Annotated in this window: 15 protein-coding genes and 1 tRNA gene; 8 read left to right on the top strand and 8 right to left on the bottom strand. The window is 68.4% G+C overall.

Going from position 1 to position 15,182, the window contains the following annotated elements:
• Positions 1-9: 9 nt before the first annotated feature.
• The 4 genes from OQ789_RS04885 to OQ789_RS04900 form a co-directional block, all read right to left on the bottom strand.
• Entirely contained in the window at positions 10-1,416 is a 1,407-nt protein-coding gene (locus tag OQ789_RS04885; RefSeq protein ID WP_324683905.1) for an FGGY family carbohydrate kinase, read from the bottom strand.
• Positions 1,413-2,816: a mannitol dehydrogenase family protein gene (locus OQ789_RS04890; RefSeq protein WP_324683906.1), complete on the bottom strand. Its 1,404-nt coding sequence runs from the start codon at positions 2,814-2,816 to the stop codon at positions 1,413-1,415. The genes OQ789_RS04885 and OQ789_RS04890 overlap by 4 nt, the downstream gene beginning before the upstream one ends.
• 52 nt (positions 2,817-2,868) lie before the next feature.
• Positions 2,869-3,207, bottom strand: a complete 339-nt coding sequence (locus OQ789_RS04895) for a DUF732 domain-containing protein (RefSeq protein WP_324683907.1) — start codon at positions 3,205-3,207, stop codon at positions 2,869-2,871.
• A 143-nt stretch (positions 3,208-3,350) separates the two neighbouring features.
• A complete protein-coding gene (locus OQ789_RS04900; RefSeq protein ID WP_324683908.1) occupies positions 3,351-3,698 on the bottom strand; it encodes a DUF732 domain-containing protein in 348 nt (115 codons plus the stop codon).
• A 480-nt stretch (positions 3,699-4,178) separates the two neighbouring features.
• On the opposite strand from OQ789_RS04900, the gene OQ789_RS04905 reads away from it, so the two are divergent.
• Positions 4,179-4,721, top strand: a complete 543-nt coding sequence (locus OQ789_RS04905) for a hypothetical protein (protein ID WP_324683909.1) — start codon at positions 4,179-4,181, stop codon at positions 4,719-4,721.
• Between the two features lie 148 nt (positions 4,722-4,869).
• Here OQ789_RS04905 and OQ789_RS04910 read toward each other — a convergent pair whose 3' ends face one another.
• Together OQ789_RS04910 and OQ789_RS04915 are read right to left on the bottom strand one after the other, a co-directional pair.
• Positions 4,870-5,685: a L,D-transpeptidase gene (locus OQ789_RS04910; RefSeq protein WP_324683910.1), complete on the bottom strand. Its 816-nt coding sequence runs from the start codon at positions 5,683-5,685 to the stop codon at positions 4,870-4,872.
• 300 nt (positions 5,686-5,985) lie between these two features.
• Complete coding sequence (locus tag OQ789_RS04915) at positions 5,986-6,321, bottom strand: helix-turn-helix domain-containing protein (protein ID WP_324683911.1); 336 nt, start codon at positions 6,319-6,321, stop codon at positions 5,986-5,988.
• A 40-nt stretch (positions 6,322-6,361) separates the two neighbouring features.
• Between OQ789_RS04915 and OQ789_RS04920 the strand changes: the two genes are divergently transcribed.
• Entirely contained in the window at positions 6,362-6,976 is a 615-nt protein-coding gene (locus OQ789_RS04920) for a carboxymuconolactone decarboxylase family protein (protein ID WP_324683912.1), read from the top strand.
• 9 nt (positions 6,977-6,985) lie between these two features.
• Here the strand turns inward: OQ789_RS04920 and OQ789_RS04925 are convergent, their stop codons facing one another.
• Positions 6,986-7,789, bottom strand: coding sequence for a mycofactocin-coupled SDR family oxidoreductase (locus OQ789_RS04925; protein WP_324683913.1), 804 nt, complete (start codon positions 7,787-7,789; stop codon positions 6,986-6,988).
• Positions 7,790-8,154: 365 nt separating this feature from the next.
• On the opposite strand from OQ789_RS04925, the gene OQ789_RS04930 reads away from it, so the two are divergent.
• Together OQ789_RS04930 and mtnA are read left to right on the top strand one after the other, a co-directional pair.
• The gene (locus OQ789_RS04930; RefSeq protein WP_324683914.1) at positions 8,155-8,430 is read left to right on the top strand and encodes a DUF3303 domain-containing protein; all 276 of its coding nucleotides are present in this window, start codon (positions 8,155-8,157) and stop codon (positions 8,428-8,430) included.
• A 224-nt stretch (positions 8,431-8,654) separates the two neighbouring features.
• Positions 8,655-9,638, top strand: a complete 984-nt coding sequence (gene mtnA / locus OQ789_RS04935) for an S-methyl-5-thioribose-1-phosphate isomerase (RefSeq protein WP_324683915.1) — start codon at positions 8,655-8,657, stop codon at positions 9,636-9,638.
• Between the two features lie 177 nt (positions 9,639-9,815).
• Here mtnA and OQ789_RS04940 read toward each other — a convergent pair.
• Positions 9,816-9,889, bottom strand: a tRNA-Gly gene (locus OQ789_RS04940).
• A 215-nt stretch (positions 9,890-10,104) separates the two neighbouring features.
• On the opposite strand from OQ789_RS04940, the gene OQ789_RS04945 reads away from it, so the two are divergent.
• The 4 genes from OQ789_RS04945 (at position 10,105) to OQ789_RS04960 (ending at position 15,082) form a co-directional block, all read left to right on the top strand.
• Entirely contained in the window at positions 10,105-10,740 is a 636-nt protein-coding gene (locus OQ789_RS04945) for a hypothetical protein (protein ID WP_324683916.1), read from the top strand.
• 29 nt (positions 10,741-10,769) lie between these two features.
• On the top strand, positions 10,770-11,342 hold the full coding sequence (dcd, locus tag OQ789_RS04950; RefSeq protein WP_324683917.1) for a dCTP deaminase: 573 nt from the start codon (positions 10,770-10,772) through the stop codon (positions 11,340-11,342).
• Positions 11,343-11,494: 152 nt separating this feature from the next.
• Positions 11,495-13,378 carry a DUF7159 family protein gene (locus OQ789_RS04955; protein ID WP_324683918.1) on the top strand — a complete coding sequence of 628 codons (1,884 nt, stop codon included), beginning with the start codon at positions 11,495-11,497 and terminating at the stop codon, positions 13,376-13,378.
• Positions 13,379-13,609: 231 nt separating this feature from the next.
• Positions 13,610-15,082 (top strand): DUF7159 family protein, encoded by a 1,473-nt coding sequence (locus OQ789_RS04960; RefSeq protein ID WP_324683919.1) that lies wholly within the window; start codon positions 13,610-13,612, stop codon positions 15,080-15,082.
• Positions 15,083-15,182: the final 100 nt, after the last annotated feature.

The following is a 15,182-nucleotide window of genomic DNA, read 5'->3' on the forward strand; positions in this document are numbered from 1 at the left end:
CAGACCAATTTAGGGCCCGGCGTCAGCAACTCCCTCGGTGAGGTCGCGCACCCGCGCGTAGTGCGCGAGCACCTCGGGCGCGGGGCCGGCGGCGTACTCGGCTATGCGCGGCGGATCCCAGTCGGGGGGCCGGGGTGTTCCGCGCAACGCCCAGGCCGCCTGCCGCGCAGCGCCCAGCGCGACGTATTGCGCAGGCACGGGTGCGAGCACCGGCATGCCGAACACCGTCGGCGCGATCTCGCGCAACGCCCGCGATTGCGCGCCGCCGCCGACCAACAGGATGCGGCGCGCGACGACACCGCGCGCGGTCAGATGCGCGACGCCCTCAGCGAGCGAGCACAGCAGTCCCTCCACCGCGGCGCGGGCCAGGTTGGCCGGAGTCGCGTTGGCGACGCGCACGCCGTGCAGGGCCCCGGTTGCATTGGGCCGGTTGGGAGTTCGCTCGCCTTCCAGGTAGGGAACCAGCACCAGCCCCGCGCTGCCCGGCGGCGCCGACAGCGCCAGCCGGGACAGCTCCTCCTGGTCGACGCGCAGCATCGCGGCGGCGGCCTGCAGCACCCGCGCGCCGTTGAGGGTGCACACCAGCGGGAGGTAGCGCCCGGCGCCGTCGGCGAATCCGGCGACGAATCCCGCGTCGTCGCGCACCGGGTCCGCGGCGACCGCGGCCACCACCCCCGAGGTGCCGATCGAGACGATCACGTCGCCCTCTTCGGCGCCCAGGCCCAGTGCCGCGGCGGCGTTATCCCCGAGCCCGGCACCGAAAACCCTTGTGCCGCTGATTGTTCGGCCGGAAGGACTCAGCACGGCCGGCACGGCGGGGCGACGGCCGCGCAGCGCCAGCTCGAGCAGATCGAAACGGTAAGCGCCCGTGGCGGCGTCGTAGTAGCCGGTGCCGCTGGCGTCGCTGCGGTCGGTAGTCAGCGCGGCGAGGTCGGACTCGCCGCGCAGCCGCCAGGTCAGCCAATCGTGCGGCAGGCAGACCGCCGCGGTGCGATCCGCGTGCCGGGGCTCGTGGTCGGCCAGCCAGCGCAACTTCGCCACCGTGATCGCGGCCAGCGGCACCACGCCGACGGCGCGGGCCCACGCCCGCGCACCGCCGAGCTCGCCGACGAGCGCGCGTGCGGTGCCGGCCGACCGCACGTCGTTCCACAGCAGCGCGGGCCGCACCCGCCGTCCCGCGCTGTCCAGGCACACCATGCCGTGCTGCTGCGCAGCGACGGCGACGGCCTCCACGCCGTCCAGGCCACCCGCGGCCGCGATGGCCGCTCGGGCGGCGACTTCCCATGCCGCCGGGTCGATTTCGGTGCCGTCGGGATGAGTGGCGTGCCCCTCGCGCAGCACCCGGCCGGTGGCGCCGTCGCAGACCAACACCTTGCAGGACTGCGTCGACGAGTCGATGCCGGCGACCAGGGTCATGATCCGTCAGCGCCGATCAGCGCCCGCAGCGTTGCGCGCGCGCCGTGCCGGTGCAGCGAGTCCAGCGCCCACAGGTAGGACTCGCGGAAGCGCTCGTCATCGGCGAGATCGCCGAACACCGAACGGTTGGCCAGGAATGCGACCGGGTTGTCGCGCTGCGAGCGGGCGATCGGAACGAGGGTGTCGGCGAGGCGGTCCACCACCTCGATCGGCTGGCCCTGCTCGTCGACGCCTTCGGCGTAGCGGGCCCAGCTCGCGACGATCGCCGCGGACAGCCGCACCTGGCCGCCGGAGCGCAGGTTGTCGCGCACCACGGGCAGTAGCCACTTCGGGATGCGGTCCGAGGATTCCGCGCACAGCCTGGCCACGGTGTCACGGACGTAGGCGTTGGCGAAGCGCGGCAGGAGTCCGTTCCGGAACTCGTCCAGGCCCGGGATGCGCCGCAGCGTCGGCATGGCCTCGGAATTCATATAGTGGGCCAGGAATTCGGCGATCAGCGGATCCTGCGCGGCGTCGTGCACGAACCGGTATCCGGCGAGGTAGGCGAAATAGCACAGGCCCTGATGCCCGGCATTGAGCAGCCGCAGCTTCATCGCCTCGTAGGGCGCGACGTCGTCGACGAGTTGCACACCGGCTCGATCCAGCGGTGGCCGACCGTCGGCGAAGTCATCCTCGACCACCCACATGGCGAAGGGCTCCGCGATGACGGGCCAGGCGTCGGCCACGCCGAACTCGGACTCCAGCCGCTCGAGCACGTCGGGCGTGGTCACCGGCGTGATCCGGTCGACCATCGAGTTGGGGAACGTGGTGTTCTCCCGCATCCATTGCGCGAGTTCGGGATTGGTCCGTTCCGCGTAGGAGGTGAAGACGCGTCGCGCCACGTCTCCATTCCCGGCGATGTTGTCGCAGGAGACGATCGTGGGGGAGGGCAGGCCGCGCTCGCGCCGCCGATCGCACGCCTCGGCCACCAAGCCGAACACCGCGCTCAGCGGTGGCTGATAGCCGCCCTCGGTGATGGTGAGTGAGATGATCCGGGTGGCCGGATCGGCGAGCAGGTCGATCACCGCGTCGGGATCGTCGGGCGCATAGCGATAGTCGACGATGGGACCGATGACCCGCGGTTCCCGGGTGCCGTCGGGGTGTTCGAGGATCAGCGTGTAGAGATGGTCCTGGCCACGCAGCGCGTCGCGCATCTGCCGGTCGCGCGGCAGCACACCGATCCCGCAGATCCCGAAGTCACGGGCGAGCCCGTCGCTGAGCAACCGGTCGATGTACATGGCCTGGTGGGAACGGTGAAACCCGCCGACGCCGAAATGCGCTATGCCGATGCCGATTTGACTGCGGTCATACGTCGGGACGGGGATCCCGAGGCCGGTCAGGTTTTGTGCGTTGAGCCTCACTCGAGTGTCAACTCAGCGCTCAGCGGGGTGCGCGGGGGCCGACATCGTCCGGTTAAGGGCACAGGTCGCGCTGGGCGAAGATCACCACATCGGCGGCCTGTCGGCCGTTGATCCCGCCGGTGCCCTGGTCGGCATCCGAGCGTTGCAGCGCCAACCCCTCCAGCTGTTGCGGGGAAGCGCCCCACGAAAGCTGCTGGCAGAGGTCCGCGCCCATCTGCAACAGCTCCGGGTCGCCGCCGTTGACGGCGTGGATACCGGCGGTGTGCAGGTCATCGAGGAAGGCGCCCTGATCGGCCAGCGCCGGCCAGGCGCAGACGACGGCGGCGAGCATAAGGGGGCCACCGGCGAGCGCCGCCCCCGCGAACCGGCAAAAACGCCTGCCTGCCGCCATCGGACCATCTCCTTCGTCTGCGCCTGCGGATGATGCACTTTTACACGCAAGCGCGCAGACCCGCAGCGGAAACGAGTGTCGGGCATGCCGACGGGCGCCGGGCCCGTCGGTGCTGTCGGGCCGGCGAGGTGGTCAGAGTCAGATCAGCGCAAGACGTTCGGGCAGAGATCACGCTCGGCATAGGCGACGATGTCGTCGGCCTGCTGGGGGTTGAGCCCGCCCGCGCCCTGCCGGTCGTCGGAACGTTGCAGCGCCAAGCCCTCGAGCTGGGACTCGGGGGCGCCCCACGACAGCTGCTGGCATACGTTCAGGCCCGCCTGCAACAGGGCGTCGTCGCCGCCGGTGACGGCGTGGACCCCGTCCCGGTGCATGTCGTTGATGAACTCGGCCGCGTCGGCGCGCGCCGGGCTGGCAAAGGCAAGACCAGCCAGAAGCGGGCCGGCGAGTAGGGCCGAAGCGATGGACCCGACGGCGAGACGGCGTGGTTGCATAGCCTCTTCTCCTCTTTGCGTCAACCGTTTCAATCTCGATGTTAACCTCTGCGTAACCTCCAGCACGATAACTGTTCATGAACAGTTCCCTGTGAATGACCTGCGGAAAAATAGAGTCCGTGGGATTTGAAGTCCGCTTCCCTGCAACCGTCGACCCGCGGCCCGGCGTGGCGCTTTGCCGTCCTCAGTAACCTTCGGGGCCCACCGCACGGTTGCGGTGGGCGCCGGGGCCGGCAAACTCATCGGGCCGCCGCACGTCGTCCCGGGACCCCGGCGCCTTCCGCCCAGCTCAATCGGTATATGCCGGCGGCGTCATGATTCGTGACGCCCTTGTGACGTCACCATTTGGAAACGTCGCGGTGCGGCGTGGCGCGCGTCGCGCGTCGCCTGCTGACAATTGGCGCGGTCGTCGAATGCGACCTCGGTACGGCCAGGCGCGCCTGCTGCACCACCGCGGAAGAAGCTGAACGTGAAGGAGAGTTGACGCTGATGGCCATCGTCGATCGGTTCAACATCAAAGTAGTTGCCGGCGCGGGATTGTGCGGGGCTGCTATCGCGTTGAGTCCCGACTCGGCGGCTGCCCCGCTGATCACGGGCGGCAGCGCCTGCATCGAGGGACAGTCGGGTGAGGTGGCGCCGGCGGCCGGTGGTCCGGCCGCGGCGGCCGGTCCGGTGACTGCGGGCGCGCCGGCTGCGGCCGGGGGCGTCTGCGCGGCGCCCATGGTCGATATGTCCGGCGTGCCGATGGCGGTGCCGGGGCCACTGCCGGTCGGAGCTCCGGTGCCCATCGTGCCGCCGGTGCCCCTCGCGCCGCCGGTGCCGGTGGTGCCGCCGGTGCCCGTGGTGCCGGCCGGTGCGCCGCTGGTCGCGCTCGGAGGGCCGGCGGCTGCCGGGGCTCCCCTGGAAGCGGCCGCTCCGATCATCGACATGTCCGGGGTGAAAGATGCGCCAACCGGTCCGGCGCCCACCGGCGGGCCGGTGCCCGGCCAGCCGGTTCGTCCCGGTCCCTCGGGCGCGAGCTGAGGCCGATCGCTTCAGGAGTAGACGGGACGGGCCCGCTGGTTGACACCAGCGGGCCCGTTGTCCATGTTGACAGCGAATAGCATTACATCCCAGCATGATTGAAGTTCCGCACCCGGCTCGCGGGTGCGGAGCTTGCCAAGTGGTGAGGCTAGTCCTCGACGATCACCGGGTCGCCGACATTGACGTGGTCGTAGTACCACTCGGCGTCCTCCGGGCTCAGGCTGATGCAGCCGTGGCTGACGTTCTCGAGCCCCAGCGAAGCCAGCGCCCACGGCGCCGAATGCACGAACAGGCCGCGGCCGGTGATGCGGACCGCGTAATTCACCGTGAGCAGGTAACCGTTGGGATCGTCGACGGGAATGCCGACGCTACTCGAATCCATCGTCACCGCAGGGTCTTTGGACAGGACGGTGTACGAGCCGACCGGCGTCGGGTATTCCGGCCTGCCCATCGAGGCGGGCATCACGCCTTGCTCGCCGAAGTGCGGCCGATGGTGCGGTGCCGGGAGCGAGGTCGGCGGTCCCGCCTCAACCCCGTCGATGCGCACGGTGAAGGTGTGTTCGGAGATGCTGGCGACGCCGAGCACCGCAGGGCCCGTGTTGATCTCGGCGGACACGCTGCCCACGGTCAGTGCAATCGTGCTGTGCGCCGGCCAGAATCGGTCCGGTACCCACTGCACGACATTGTTGTCCAGCCATTCGAACTTGCCGGTCATTGCGGGCGTCGATCTGACTTCAATGGAACGCTCGGCCGCCTGCCGGTCCGCCGAATTGGTGACGGGCGCGGTGAATTTCACCACCACGGGGTGCGCCACGCCGACCACTTCGTCGCGCGCAGGCAGCACCGACGCGATCGCGAACCCGTGCGGCTGGCGTGCCGCCGCCAGGCTCACGTCGGCCGGAGTCACGACAACACTCGCAGCTGCTCCGATCACCGCAAGGACACACCGAACACCCGTCCGCATGGCTCCAATTCCTTTTAACTGACTAAGTTGCAATAAGGATGATAAATGCGCGCTGACCTGCGAAAGCCTAAGGGCGCGTTGATATTTGGCCACACGACGGTCACGTTTCGGCTAAGGGCGTTAGGTCCGGCCCCGGGGCGGCGGCGCGGTTGACCAGGCCGTCAGTAGGTGAGGTGAAAAGCGCCAGTCCGACGCGGTCGCCGCAGCGCATTGGGATCGCACCGTGACCCGACCGTGGCTTGGCGAGTCGCGCCGGCGCAGTGGACGCGCCGGTCACTCGTGCCGACATCTCGGCGTCTCTCAGGTCAGAAGACGCCCAGAATCCGCCGCCCACCCCTCGGCCCATGCTTGAAGCGACTGCAGAACCTTCACCAGCTGGCGCCCCTGTTCAGTGAGGCGATAACCGGCCTCTTCGTGCTCGATGATGGCGAGTTCGCGGAGTTCCCTCAAACGGGTGTTGATCGAACCGGGGTTACTCTCACACGCCGCCTGAAGAGCGCGGAAGGTCAAGGGCCCGTCGCGCAATTCCCACAGCACGCGTAGGGCTCCGCGCCGCCCAAGGGCGTCGAGGACGACCATGATCGGCCGCCCTGTCGATGAGCCCCGCGCTCGCTTGCCTACCTTCGGAGAATTCACGCTTTACATTTTATAGCACCGACGAGTATGGTCGCCATCCATGTATCGCTATAAAAATGGTAGCGCCCGCGTCGAACCGGCCGCGTCTCCCCTGCCGCCTGACATCCGAGAGAACATCGACGCCGTCATGAGAGGCCGCGAACCACTGGTTCTCTTCACGACGCTGGCCCGCGATCGCCGCCTGCTCGGCAAACTGTTGAGCTCCGGGCTTCTTGACCGGGGCCACCTGAGCATCCGGCAGCGCGAAATCGTCATCGACCGCGTGACGGCACAGTGCGGTGCGGAATATGAGTGGGGCGTACATGTTTCGGCCTACGCCGCGAAGGCCGGGCTCGACTCCCCGCAGATCGCGTCACTGCTGCGAGGCGATTCGGGTGACGACCAGTGGAGTGACGAAGATCGAGTGCTCGTCCGGCTTTGTGACAGCTTGCACGAATCCTGCATCGTCGACGACAACTTGTGGGAAAGCCTCAAGAGATACCACTCGGATGAGGCGATCATCGAGTTGCTGATGCTCGCCGGCTTCTACCGGATGGTGAGCTACCTGGTCAACGGACTTCGGCTACCGCTCGAGCCGGGTACGCCACGATTCGCCGACTTTACCGACTTTCATCCAGCGAAAACATCTGCGGCGCAACAGCAACCCATCGGATAGCCGTCTAGGTCAATGGATGCGGGCGCTGCCGCCCAGGCCGATCTCCAGCACGCTTCCGGTGATTACCCCGGGGTCGGTGACCAGATATAGCACGCCGCGGCTCACGTCCTCGGGCTGCAGCCAGGGCTGCGGTATCGGGTTAGCCTTCGTCATCCGGCGCACCAAATCGTCGGGGACGTCATCGCTTCCGGTGGGTTGCACCATCGGTGTCTGGGTCGTGGTCGGGCAGACGACGTTGATCGTGACGCCGTCCTTGGCGACCTCCAGGGCGGCCGACTTCGCGAGGCCGATGACACCCCACTTGGTGGCGTTGTAGGCGGCCAGCTCGGGGATGCCCATGCGGCCACCCATCGAGGAGGTCACCACGATCCTGCCGAACCGCTGCTGCCGCATCACCGGTATGGCGGCCCGCAGGGTGTGAAACGCGCCGGTCAGGTTTGTTTCGACCAGCTGTTGCCACACCACGTCGCTGACGTCTTGCAGCAACCCGGTGCTGACGATGCCGGCGTTGGCCACCACGATGTCGAGGCTGCCCATGTCGGCGACCGTCTGCTTGATCGCGGCACCGACGGCGGCCGAGTCGCGCACGTCCAGGGTCAGGGGCAGGCAACGCCGGTCCAGGGCTTCGACGAGTTTCGCCGTTTCCCGCAAGTCCTCCTCGGTGCCCAGCGGGTACGTCAGCTCCGCCATCGCGCCGGGCGCATCGGCGATCACTATGTCGGCTCCTTCGCGCGCAAGCGTCAACGCGTGTGCGCGCCCCTGCCCTCGCGCCCCGCCGGTGATAAAGGCCACGCGTCCATCCAAAGCACCCATGCGGGTAAAGCTACCAGCGGGCGAGGCGGCCGAGGACCGCCGGGTAGTGTTGTGAAATCGCTTGGTGTGTACAGCATTTCGCCTGCCGCGAGCAGCTACTGCGCAGAGGGTTTCACACCAGGGTCAGGCTCCCGACGGCCTTGACGTGCACATGCCGGTCGCGATCCTCGCGCAGTCGGCGGCAGATCCAAGCCGAGCCGTGTGGACCCAGCCCGCGACAGATCGGGCGAGCGCTGTGGGAGGTCACGCAGGGGGTGCCCCCGTCGGCACGAAACGAAGTGGAGTAACGCACTACGCTAATGCACCGCCACCTGTCGAGGACAAACTGCCTTATCCAGGTAATACAAGTCGAAGGGTGAGTGATCATGAAATTTCTGATGACTTGGACGTTGCCGCACGGTGAGACCTTTCGCGGGGCCGCCTCGCGATTCCTCAAAAACGGTGGCTCGCCTCCTGCCGGCGTTCAGTTGATCGGTCGCTGGCATGGCGCAAATGGGAAGGGCTGTGCGGTGGCGGAGGCCGACGACGTCAAGGCCATATTCGCGTGGTTCGCGGAGTGGACCGAATTCATGCAGATCGAGGCGAGCCCGGCGGTCGAAGACGCGGACGCAGGCGCCGTGCTGCAGTCGCTCTACGGCTGATAGCCAAGTCCTATTCTCCAGTGCGCGACACGGAGGTGACTGGCACTCCAAGACGCTTGCGCGGCAGCCGGGGTATCTCGTCCGGTGGCTGGCGGAGTGGATGGGACTGGCACTACTCCCGCTTTTCTTGCCCTGTAGCTCAGGCCGCCACGAAGAAATCGTCACGCCGGTATAGGGCTTGGAGCACGTGCACCCCACGAGTTGAATGCGGCTAGATTCGGCTCGTGCGCAGGACCATCGATTGGGACGGTGACGCGGTCACGATCATTGACCAGACCGCGCTGCCGGCCCATTACCGCGTGCTCAGTCTGCGCACCGTCGACGAGTTGATCGACGCTATCCGTCGCCTTGCGGTGCGCGGCGCGCCCGCGCTGGGCGCGGCGGGTGCGCTTGGCGTCGCGCTCGCGGCCCGCGAAGGCGGCGACATCCGGGCCATGAAAGAACGAGCTGAACGAGTCGCGAGGGCGCGCCCGACCGCTGTCAACCTCAGCTGGGGGGTGGCGCGCGCGCTGGAAAAGCTGGACGGGGGCCTCGACGCTGTGCTCGCCGAAGCGTTGGAAATCCTCGACGAGGACGAACGCTTCAATCGCGCCGCTTCGGGCCATGCCGCCGAAATCGTTCTCGCATCGTGCGATCGCCGCCCGCTGCGGCTGCTCAGCCACTGCAACGCCGGTCACCTGGCCACCGTGGCCTGGGGCAGTGCGCTCGGCGTGGTCTGGCACCTTCACGAGCGCGGACTGGTCAAGTCGGTGCTGGTCGATGAGACACGTCCACTGCTGCAGGGTGCCAGGCTCACGACTTGGGAGCTGGCACAGGCCGGCGTGCCCTACCAGGTACAGCCAGACGGCGCCGCGGCGGCGGCGATGGCACGCGGCCTCGTCGACTGCGTGCTCGTCGGCGCCGATCGGATCGCGGCCAACGGCGACGTCGCCAACAAGATCGGCACCTACAGCCTGGCCATCGCCGCGCATCATCACCACGTGCCGCTCGTCGTGGTCGCGCCTTCGTCCACGGTCGATAGGTCGCTTGCCACTGGCGCCGAGATCCCAATCGAGGAACGTGCGCCCGACGAACTCAGGACATTCGCCGGGACCGCGATCACCCCGCCGGACGCCGACGTTTTCAACCCGGCCTTCGACGTGACCCCGGCCGAACTCATCACCGCGGTCGTCACCGAGCACGGCCTGTACCGGCCGCGCACCGGCTAGCGCCAAGGGTGCGGATGTGCCCGACGGACACGGATCTCCTCGATCGGTGCCGCCGTCAAGCCGACCCCGTCGGCGACTCCAAGAGCGATCGGCCCGGGCGCGCCAAGCCAGCGGGTTCGGGCGGGAATCAGGCCGCAAACCGAATCGATACCCGAAGGGGATTGGCGCTGATAGGTATGGAGCCGATGACGGGAATCGAACCCGCGTATTCAGCTTGGGAAGCTGATGTTCTGCCATTGAACTACATCGGCACAGTCGCCTCAGCAGGCTAGCATCCGGCGGGCGCCCGTCCGCCTGCAACGGCGGCCCGTGGACTCACCGTCGTGTGCGATCGCCGCAGGGCCCACAGATCGAACGCGCCGGCGGCTTGCCAAGCAACGCATAACGCCGAATGCGTGCCGACTACAGCGCAATTCTTAAACGGCCCGAGTTTATTATTTCGTTATTGCACCGTAATGTGCTCGGGATGGGTCGACACTCATTAGCCAGGAAGCGGCGGAAACCGTCGCTGAAGCTGGCAGCAGTGCTCGCCCCCGCGGCCGTGTTCTTCGCGGTGTCCGCAGATGTCCACCCATTTGCACCTCGGCCGGAGGCCAAACCCGTTATCAGCGACACCACTGTCTGCTGTGTGGAAATCGTGACCGCGGCGTCGAATCGGCTCATTAAGGGATTCGCCGACGGTGAGCCTACCGCGGCGTCGCGGTATCACACCCGGTCGCGTTTCCTGACCGCCGACGTCGCGCCGGAACGGGGTTTGCAGGTCCGGACGATCCTGACCGCGCGCAGCATCAGCGCGGACTTCCCGCAGATCCACGAGATCGGGGGAGTGCGGCCGGATCCATTGCCGTGGCACCCGCTCGGCCTGGCGCTCGACGTGATGATTCCCAACCCGGAGTCGGCCGAGGGCATCGACCTCGGCAACCGAATCGTCGCCTACGTACTGCGCAACGCGGAGCGGTTCGGCATCCAGGACGCGATCTGGCGCGGCGTCTACTACACGCCCGGTGGGGCGCAGCCGAGCCGGCTGGGCCACTACGACCACGTGCACGTCACGACCCTCGGTGGCGGATATCCTAACGGCAGCGAGGTCTATCTCCGCTGAACGCATCCGGCAGAAGCTAGGCTCGTCGCGTGCTGCTCTCCGATCGCGACCTCAGGGCCGAAATCGCCACCGGACGGTTGGGCATCGACCCGTTCGAAGGCGGCCTGGTGCAGCCTTCCAGCATCGACGTGCGGCTTGACTGCATGTTCCGGGTGTTCAACAACACCCGCTACACCCACATCGATCCGGCCAAGCAGCAGGACGAGCTGACCACACTGGTCGAGCCCATGGCCGGCGAGCCGTTCGTCCTGCACCCCGGCGAGTTCGTGCTTGGCTCGACTCTGGAACTCATCACCTTGCCCGATGACCTCGCCGGGCGCCTGGAGGGCAAGTCGTCGCTGGGGCGCCTCGGCCTGCTGACGCACTCGACCGCCGGGTTCATCGACCCCGGCTTCAGTGGCCACATCACGCTGGAGCTGTCCAACGTCGCCAACCTGCCGATCACCCTGTGGCCGGGCATGAAGATCGGTCAGCTCTGCATTCTGCGGTTGACCAGCCCGGCCGAACACCCTTACGGCAGTACACAAGTAGGTTCCAAGTATCAGGGCCAGCGAGGGCCCACCCCGTCGCGCTCCTATCAGAACTTCATAAGGACTACATAGGTTCTGAGGGCCCCTCCCGCACCCCTCCTGCGCGATACTTAGATAGCCATGGTTTTTCCTCCGGCCTGGCCATGGTTCATCTCGCAATACCTCTGGAGGGGTTTGTATTGGATATCGTGCTCGGGGTATCGATGGCACCGTCATCGATCCAAATGGTCGTTCTGGAAGGCGAATACGCCGACGGCGCCACCGTTGAAGAGGACACGTTCGACGTCGCCGACGTAGCCGATGACGCCACGGTGACCGGCCCCGATCAAGTGATCTCCGCCATCCTGGGCACTCGCGAAGGCGCGGCCGACGCCGGCCTCGAGCTGTCGTCCATCGGTGTGACATGGACGGATCAGCTCGAAGCCGCTGCGTTGCGCGACGCGCTGACCACTCACCGGATCGACAACGTGATGCTGGTCTCGGCCTTCTTGGCCGCGGCGGCTCTGGCCCAAAACATCGGTGGTGCAATGGGTTACGAGCGCACCGCGGTGCTGTTGGTGGAGCCCGACACCGCGACGCTGGCGCTCGTCGAGACCTCCGACGGCTCCATCCCGGACGTGTACAAACAACCCATCCACGCCGGGTCCTACGGCGAGGCCGCCGACCAGCTGAGCGCGATGGTCGCCGGGATGGAGAAGCTGGAAACCCTGCCGGGCGGCCTGTTCCTGGTCGGATCGGGCATCGACGTCGCTCCGCTGAAGCGGGTGCTGCAGTCGACCACGTTCCTCGATGTGAGTGTGGCCGAGGAGCCGGAGACGGCGCTGGCCCGTGGGGCCGCCCTGGCGGCGGCGAACGCGCCGCTGTTCGCCTCGTCGACGGCCGCATTGGCCTACGCCCAAGACCCGGGTACCGGCGCGGTCGACCAGTACTCCCTCCCCGAGTACCTCTATGTCCCGTTCGGTGCGAAGTCCGGCGACGATGAGCTCGCCTACAGCGCGCTAGGGGACGACGACGCCGACTCACCGACCGTCGTCATCGAGAAGCTGTTCCTCCCAGCGGAGGACCAGCCGAAGCGGCGGCCGGTCCTGTTGCTCGGCAGCGGGCTGGCGGTGGTCGGGATCAGCGCGGTGCTGGCGCTCGAGATCGCGTTGGCGATCGGCATCCGCACGACGGGAACCGTCGCCCTACAGCCCACACCGGGCCAGCACCTCATCGTCCCCGAGCAGGCGCCGGCTCCGGCGCCGGTGCAGGCGTCCGAACCGCTGGCGAAGATCAGCCCACCCGCCGCTGTGGCGCCGCCCCGGCCGGTGAGCCCCCCGGTCGCCGCGCCGCTGCCCGCGGTTCCCCCGCCGGCCGCAGCGCCGGTGCCCGCCGCGCCTCCGTTGCCCGCAGCGCCTCCGTTACCGGCGGCGCCGATTGTTCCGGTTCCCGTCGTGGTTCCCCCGGTGCGGGTTCCGCTACCCGTGCGCATCCCGCTGCCCAACCCCGTCGAGAGCCCGCCGAGGCTGGAGGCCCCACCGCGTGTGTCCCTCCCGCAACCGGCGCAGCCCCAGCTCCCGGTGCGCCTCCCGCAGCCACCATCGCCGCCGCAGGTCGGCGGCACCCTTCCGCAGTCACCGCTTCATCAGGCGCCCCCCGGGGAAGGCACCCTTCCCAAACCGAGCGGGCCCGGAAGCTTCGGCGGCGGTCACAGCCCGATGCCCGGTGAGAACGGTCCGGGCGGCCATATTCCTACGCCGGGCTCCGGTGGGGGCGGCTTCCCCGGTTTCGGTGGTGGTCACGCTCCGACCCCGGGTGGCGGTGACTTCCCGGGCTTTGGCGGGGGTCACGCTCCGACCCCCGGCGGCGGTGACTTCCCCGGTTTCGGTGGTGGTCACGCGCCGAGCCCGGGTGGTGGCGGCTTCCCGGGCTTTGGTGGCGGTCATGCCGGCGGCGGTGACTTCCCCGGCTTTGGTGGTGGGCACAGCGGCGGCGGCTTCGGCGGTGGTGGCGGCGGCTTCCCCGGCTTTGGTGGTGGGCACAGCGGTGGCGGCTTCGGCGGCGGTGGGGGCTTCGGCGGTGGCGGCGGCTTCGGCGGTGGCCATGGGGGTGGCGGCGGACGCCACTAGTCCGTTTTGCCAACCAACCCACTGCAATCGGCGGCCGCTCCTGCCGAGATCGCACGGGTAAGGTCGGGATATCGAGGCAGGCCAGAACGCGCCACCTCACCCGCCAGGATTTCTTCAGCCCAGCAACGTGCGCGGGCGTGCAGTCCCCTCTGCTGCGGTGGGAAATACCTGGCGGCACAGTCGCGGATGGGATTGCGAGGCAACGCGGCAAACTGACAGGGGGCTTGACCGGTGGTTGGCATCGTCCTTGGCGTCTCGATGACGCCGACGAAGGTGCGCATGGTGCTCGTGGAAGGCGAAAGCGCCGACGGGGTCACCGTCGATCAGGACGACTTCGACATCGGCGCCCAACGCGCCGCCGGGCCGGGCACCGCACCCGATGAAGTGATCTCGGCCATTCTCGGCACCCGAGAAGGCGCCGCCGACGGCGGCTACCGACTGTTGTCCACGGGTGTGACGTGGACCGATCACGTCGACGCGGCGATACTGCGCGACGCTCTGATCGCGCACAAGGTAGAGAACGTCATGCTGGTCTCGGCCTTCATGGCCGCGACTGCCCTGACGCAGGCTGTCGGTGACGCCACCAACTACGCGTGCACCGCGCTGCTGTTCGTCGAGCCGTACAGCGCCACCCTGGCCGTGGTCGACACGGCCGACGGCTCGGTCTCCGAGGTGCGCCGCCGGGTACTCCCGGATGACGAGGACCAAGCGGTAGCCGAACTCGTCGCCATGGCCGGCAGTGCCGAGTCGCTCGAAACGCACCCCGAAGGTCTGGTTCTGGTCGGCTCCGGCGTCGACATCCCGCTGGTCAAGCCTGCCCTGGAGGCCGCGACCTCGCTCGAGTTGTCCGTACCCGACGAGCCGGAGATGGCTCTGGCGCGAGGTGCCGCGCTGGCTTCGGCCAACGCACCGCTGTTCGCGTCGTCGACGGCCGCGTTGGCCTACGCGCAGGATCCGGGCACCGGAGAGGTCGACCCGCTCCTCCTCGCCGGGCAGTATCCCGGCCTGCTGCCCGGCTATCAGCCCGGATACCGCAGCCGCATCGCGGCCCTGGCCGCCGACGTCGACAAGGGCAAGACCAATGTCGCATACAGCGCCCTGGCGGACGATGAGGCCGACACCAAAACGCTGGCGCGTCTCGACGAGCCCGCGAGCAGGCGCAAGTCCTTCTTGCTGGTCAGCAGCTCGCTCGCGGTGATCTTCATCGCCGCGGTGGTGGCGCTGGAAATCGCGCTGGCGATCAGCATCCGCCCGACCGTCGCGTTACGGCCCAGCCCCAACGAAAACGTCGTCGTTCCCGCATCGCCCAAACCCGCGCCGCACGTGCAGGCCCAGCCGAAAATCGCACCGCCGCCGCGGCCCCTGGCCGTGCCCCACCCCATTGCGCCGCCGGCCGTCGTCCCGGCACCGGCCCTGCGGCCGGCCCCCGTGGCTCCTGTCATACCGGTCCTGCCGCCGCCCGTATTCGTTCCGCCGCCCCGGTTGCCGGTGCCCGGGCTGGGCGGTGGCCGGGGGCCGTTTGGCGGCATGGGCCCCTTCGGTGGTGGTCACGGGCCGTTCGGCGGGCCCTTTGGTGGTCGCCGGCCGTTCGGTGGCCCCTTCGGTGGCCACGGCCCCTTCGGGGGCGGCCACGGCCCCTTTGGCGGCGGTCACGGTCTGTTCGGCGGGCATGGGTTCGGCGGCCACGGCTTCGGGCGCCGGTAGCGCATGCGCGCTTCGCGTGCGTCTCTGACCTGGCGCGCTAGGGTGGCGGACTAGGCGGCGGCCGGGACTCGCGGCGCGCAGCAACCCATTTGGACGATAC

The organism is Mycobacterium sp. 94-17 (assembly GCF_035617725.1).
Lineage (GTDB): Bacteria > Actinomycetota > Actinomycetes > Mycobacteriales > Mycobacteriaceae > Mycobacterium.

What these genes read in the sequence shown, in the direction of transcription:
- OQ789_RS04945 (WP_324683916.1), top strand. Translation starts at nt 10,105, where the DNA reads ATGGGTCGACACTCATTAGCCAGGAAGCGGCGGAAACCGTCGCTGAAG.
- OQ789_RS04895 (WP_324683907.1), bottom strand. Translation starts at nt 3,207, where the DNA reads ATGGCGGCAGGCAGGCGTTTTTGCCGGTTCGCGGGGGCGGCGCTCGCC.
- OQ789_RS04885 (WP_324683905.1), bottom strand. Translation starts at nt 1,416, where the DNA reads ATGACCCTGGTCGCCGGCATCGACTCGTCGACGCAGTCCTGCAAGGTG.
- OQ789_RS04925 (WP_324683913.1), bottom strand. Translation starts at nt 7,789, where the DNA reads ATGGGTGCTTTGGATGGACGCGTGGCCTTTATCACCGGCGGGGCGCGA.
- OQ789_RS04955 (WP_324683918.1), top strand. Translation starts at nt 11,495, where the DNA reads ATGGTCGTTCTGGAAGGCGAATACGCCGACGGCGCCACCGTTGAAGAG.
- OQ789_RS04910 (WP_324683910.1), bottom strand. Translation starts at nt 5,685, where the DNA reads ATGCGGACGGGTGTTCGGTGTGTCCTTGCGGTGATCGGAGCAGCTGCG.
- OQ789_RS04930 (WP_324683914.1), top strand. Translation starts at nt 8,155, where the DNA reads ATGAAATTTCTGATGACTTGGACGTTGCCGCACGGTGAGACCTTTCGC.
- OQ789_RS04920 (WP_324683912.1), top strand. Translation starts at nt 6,362, where the DNA reads ATGTATCGCTATAAAAATGGTAGCGCCCGCGTCGAACCGGCCGCGTCT.
- OQ789_RS04900 (WP_324683908.1), bottom strand. Translation starts at nt 3,698, where the DNA reads ATGCAACCACGCCGTCTCGCCGTCGGGTCCATCGCTTCGGCCCTACTC.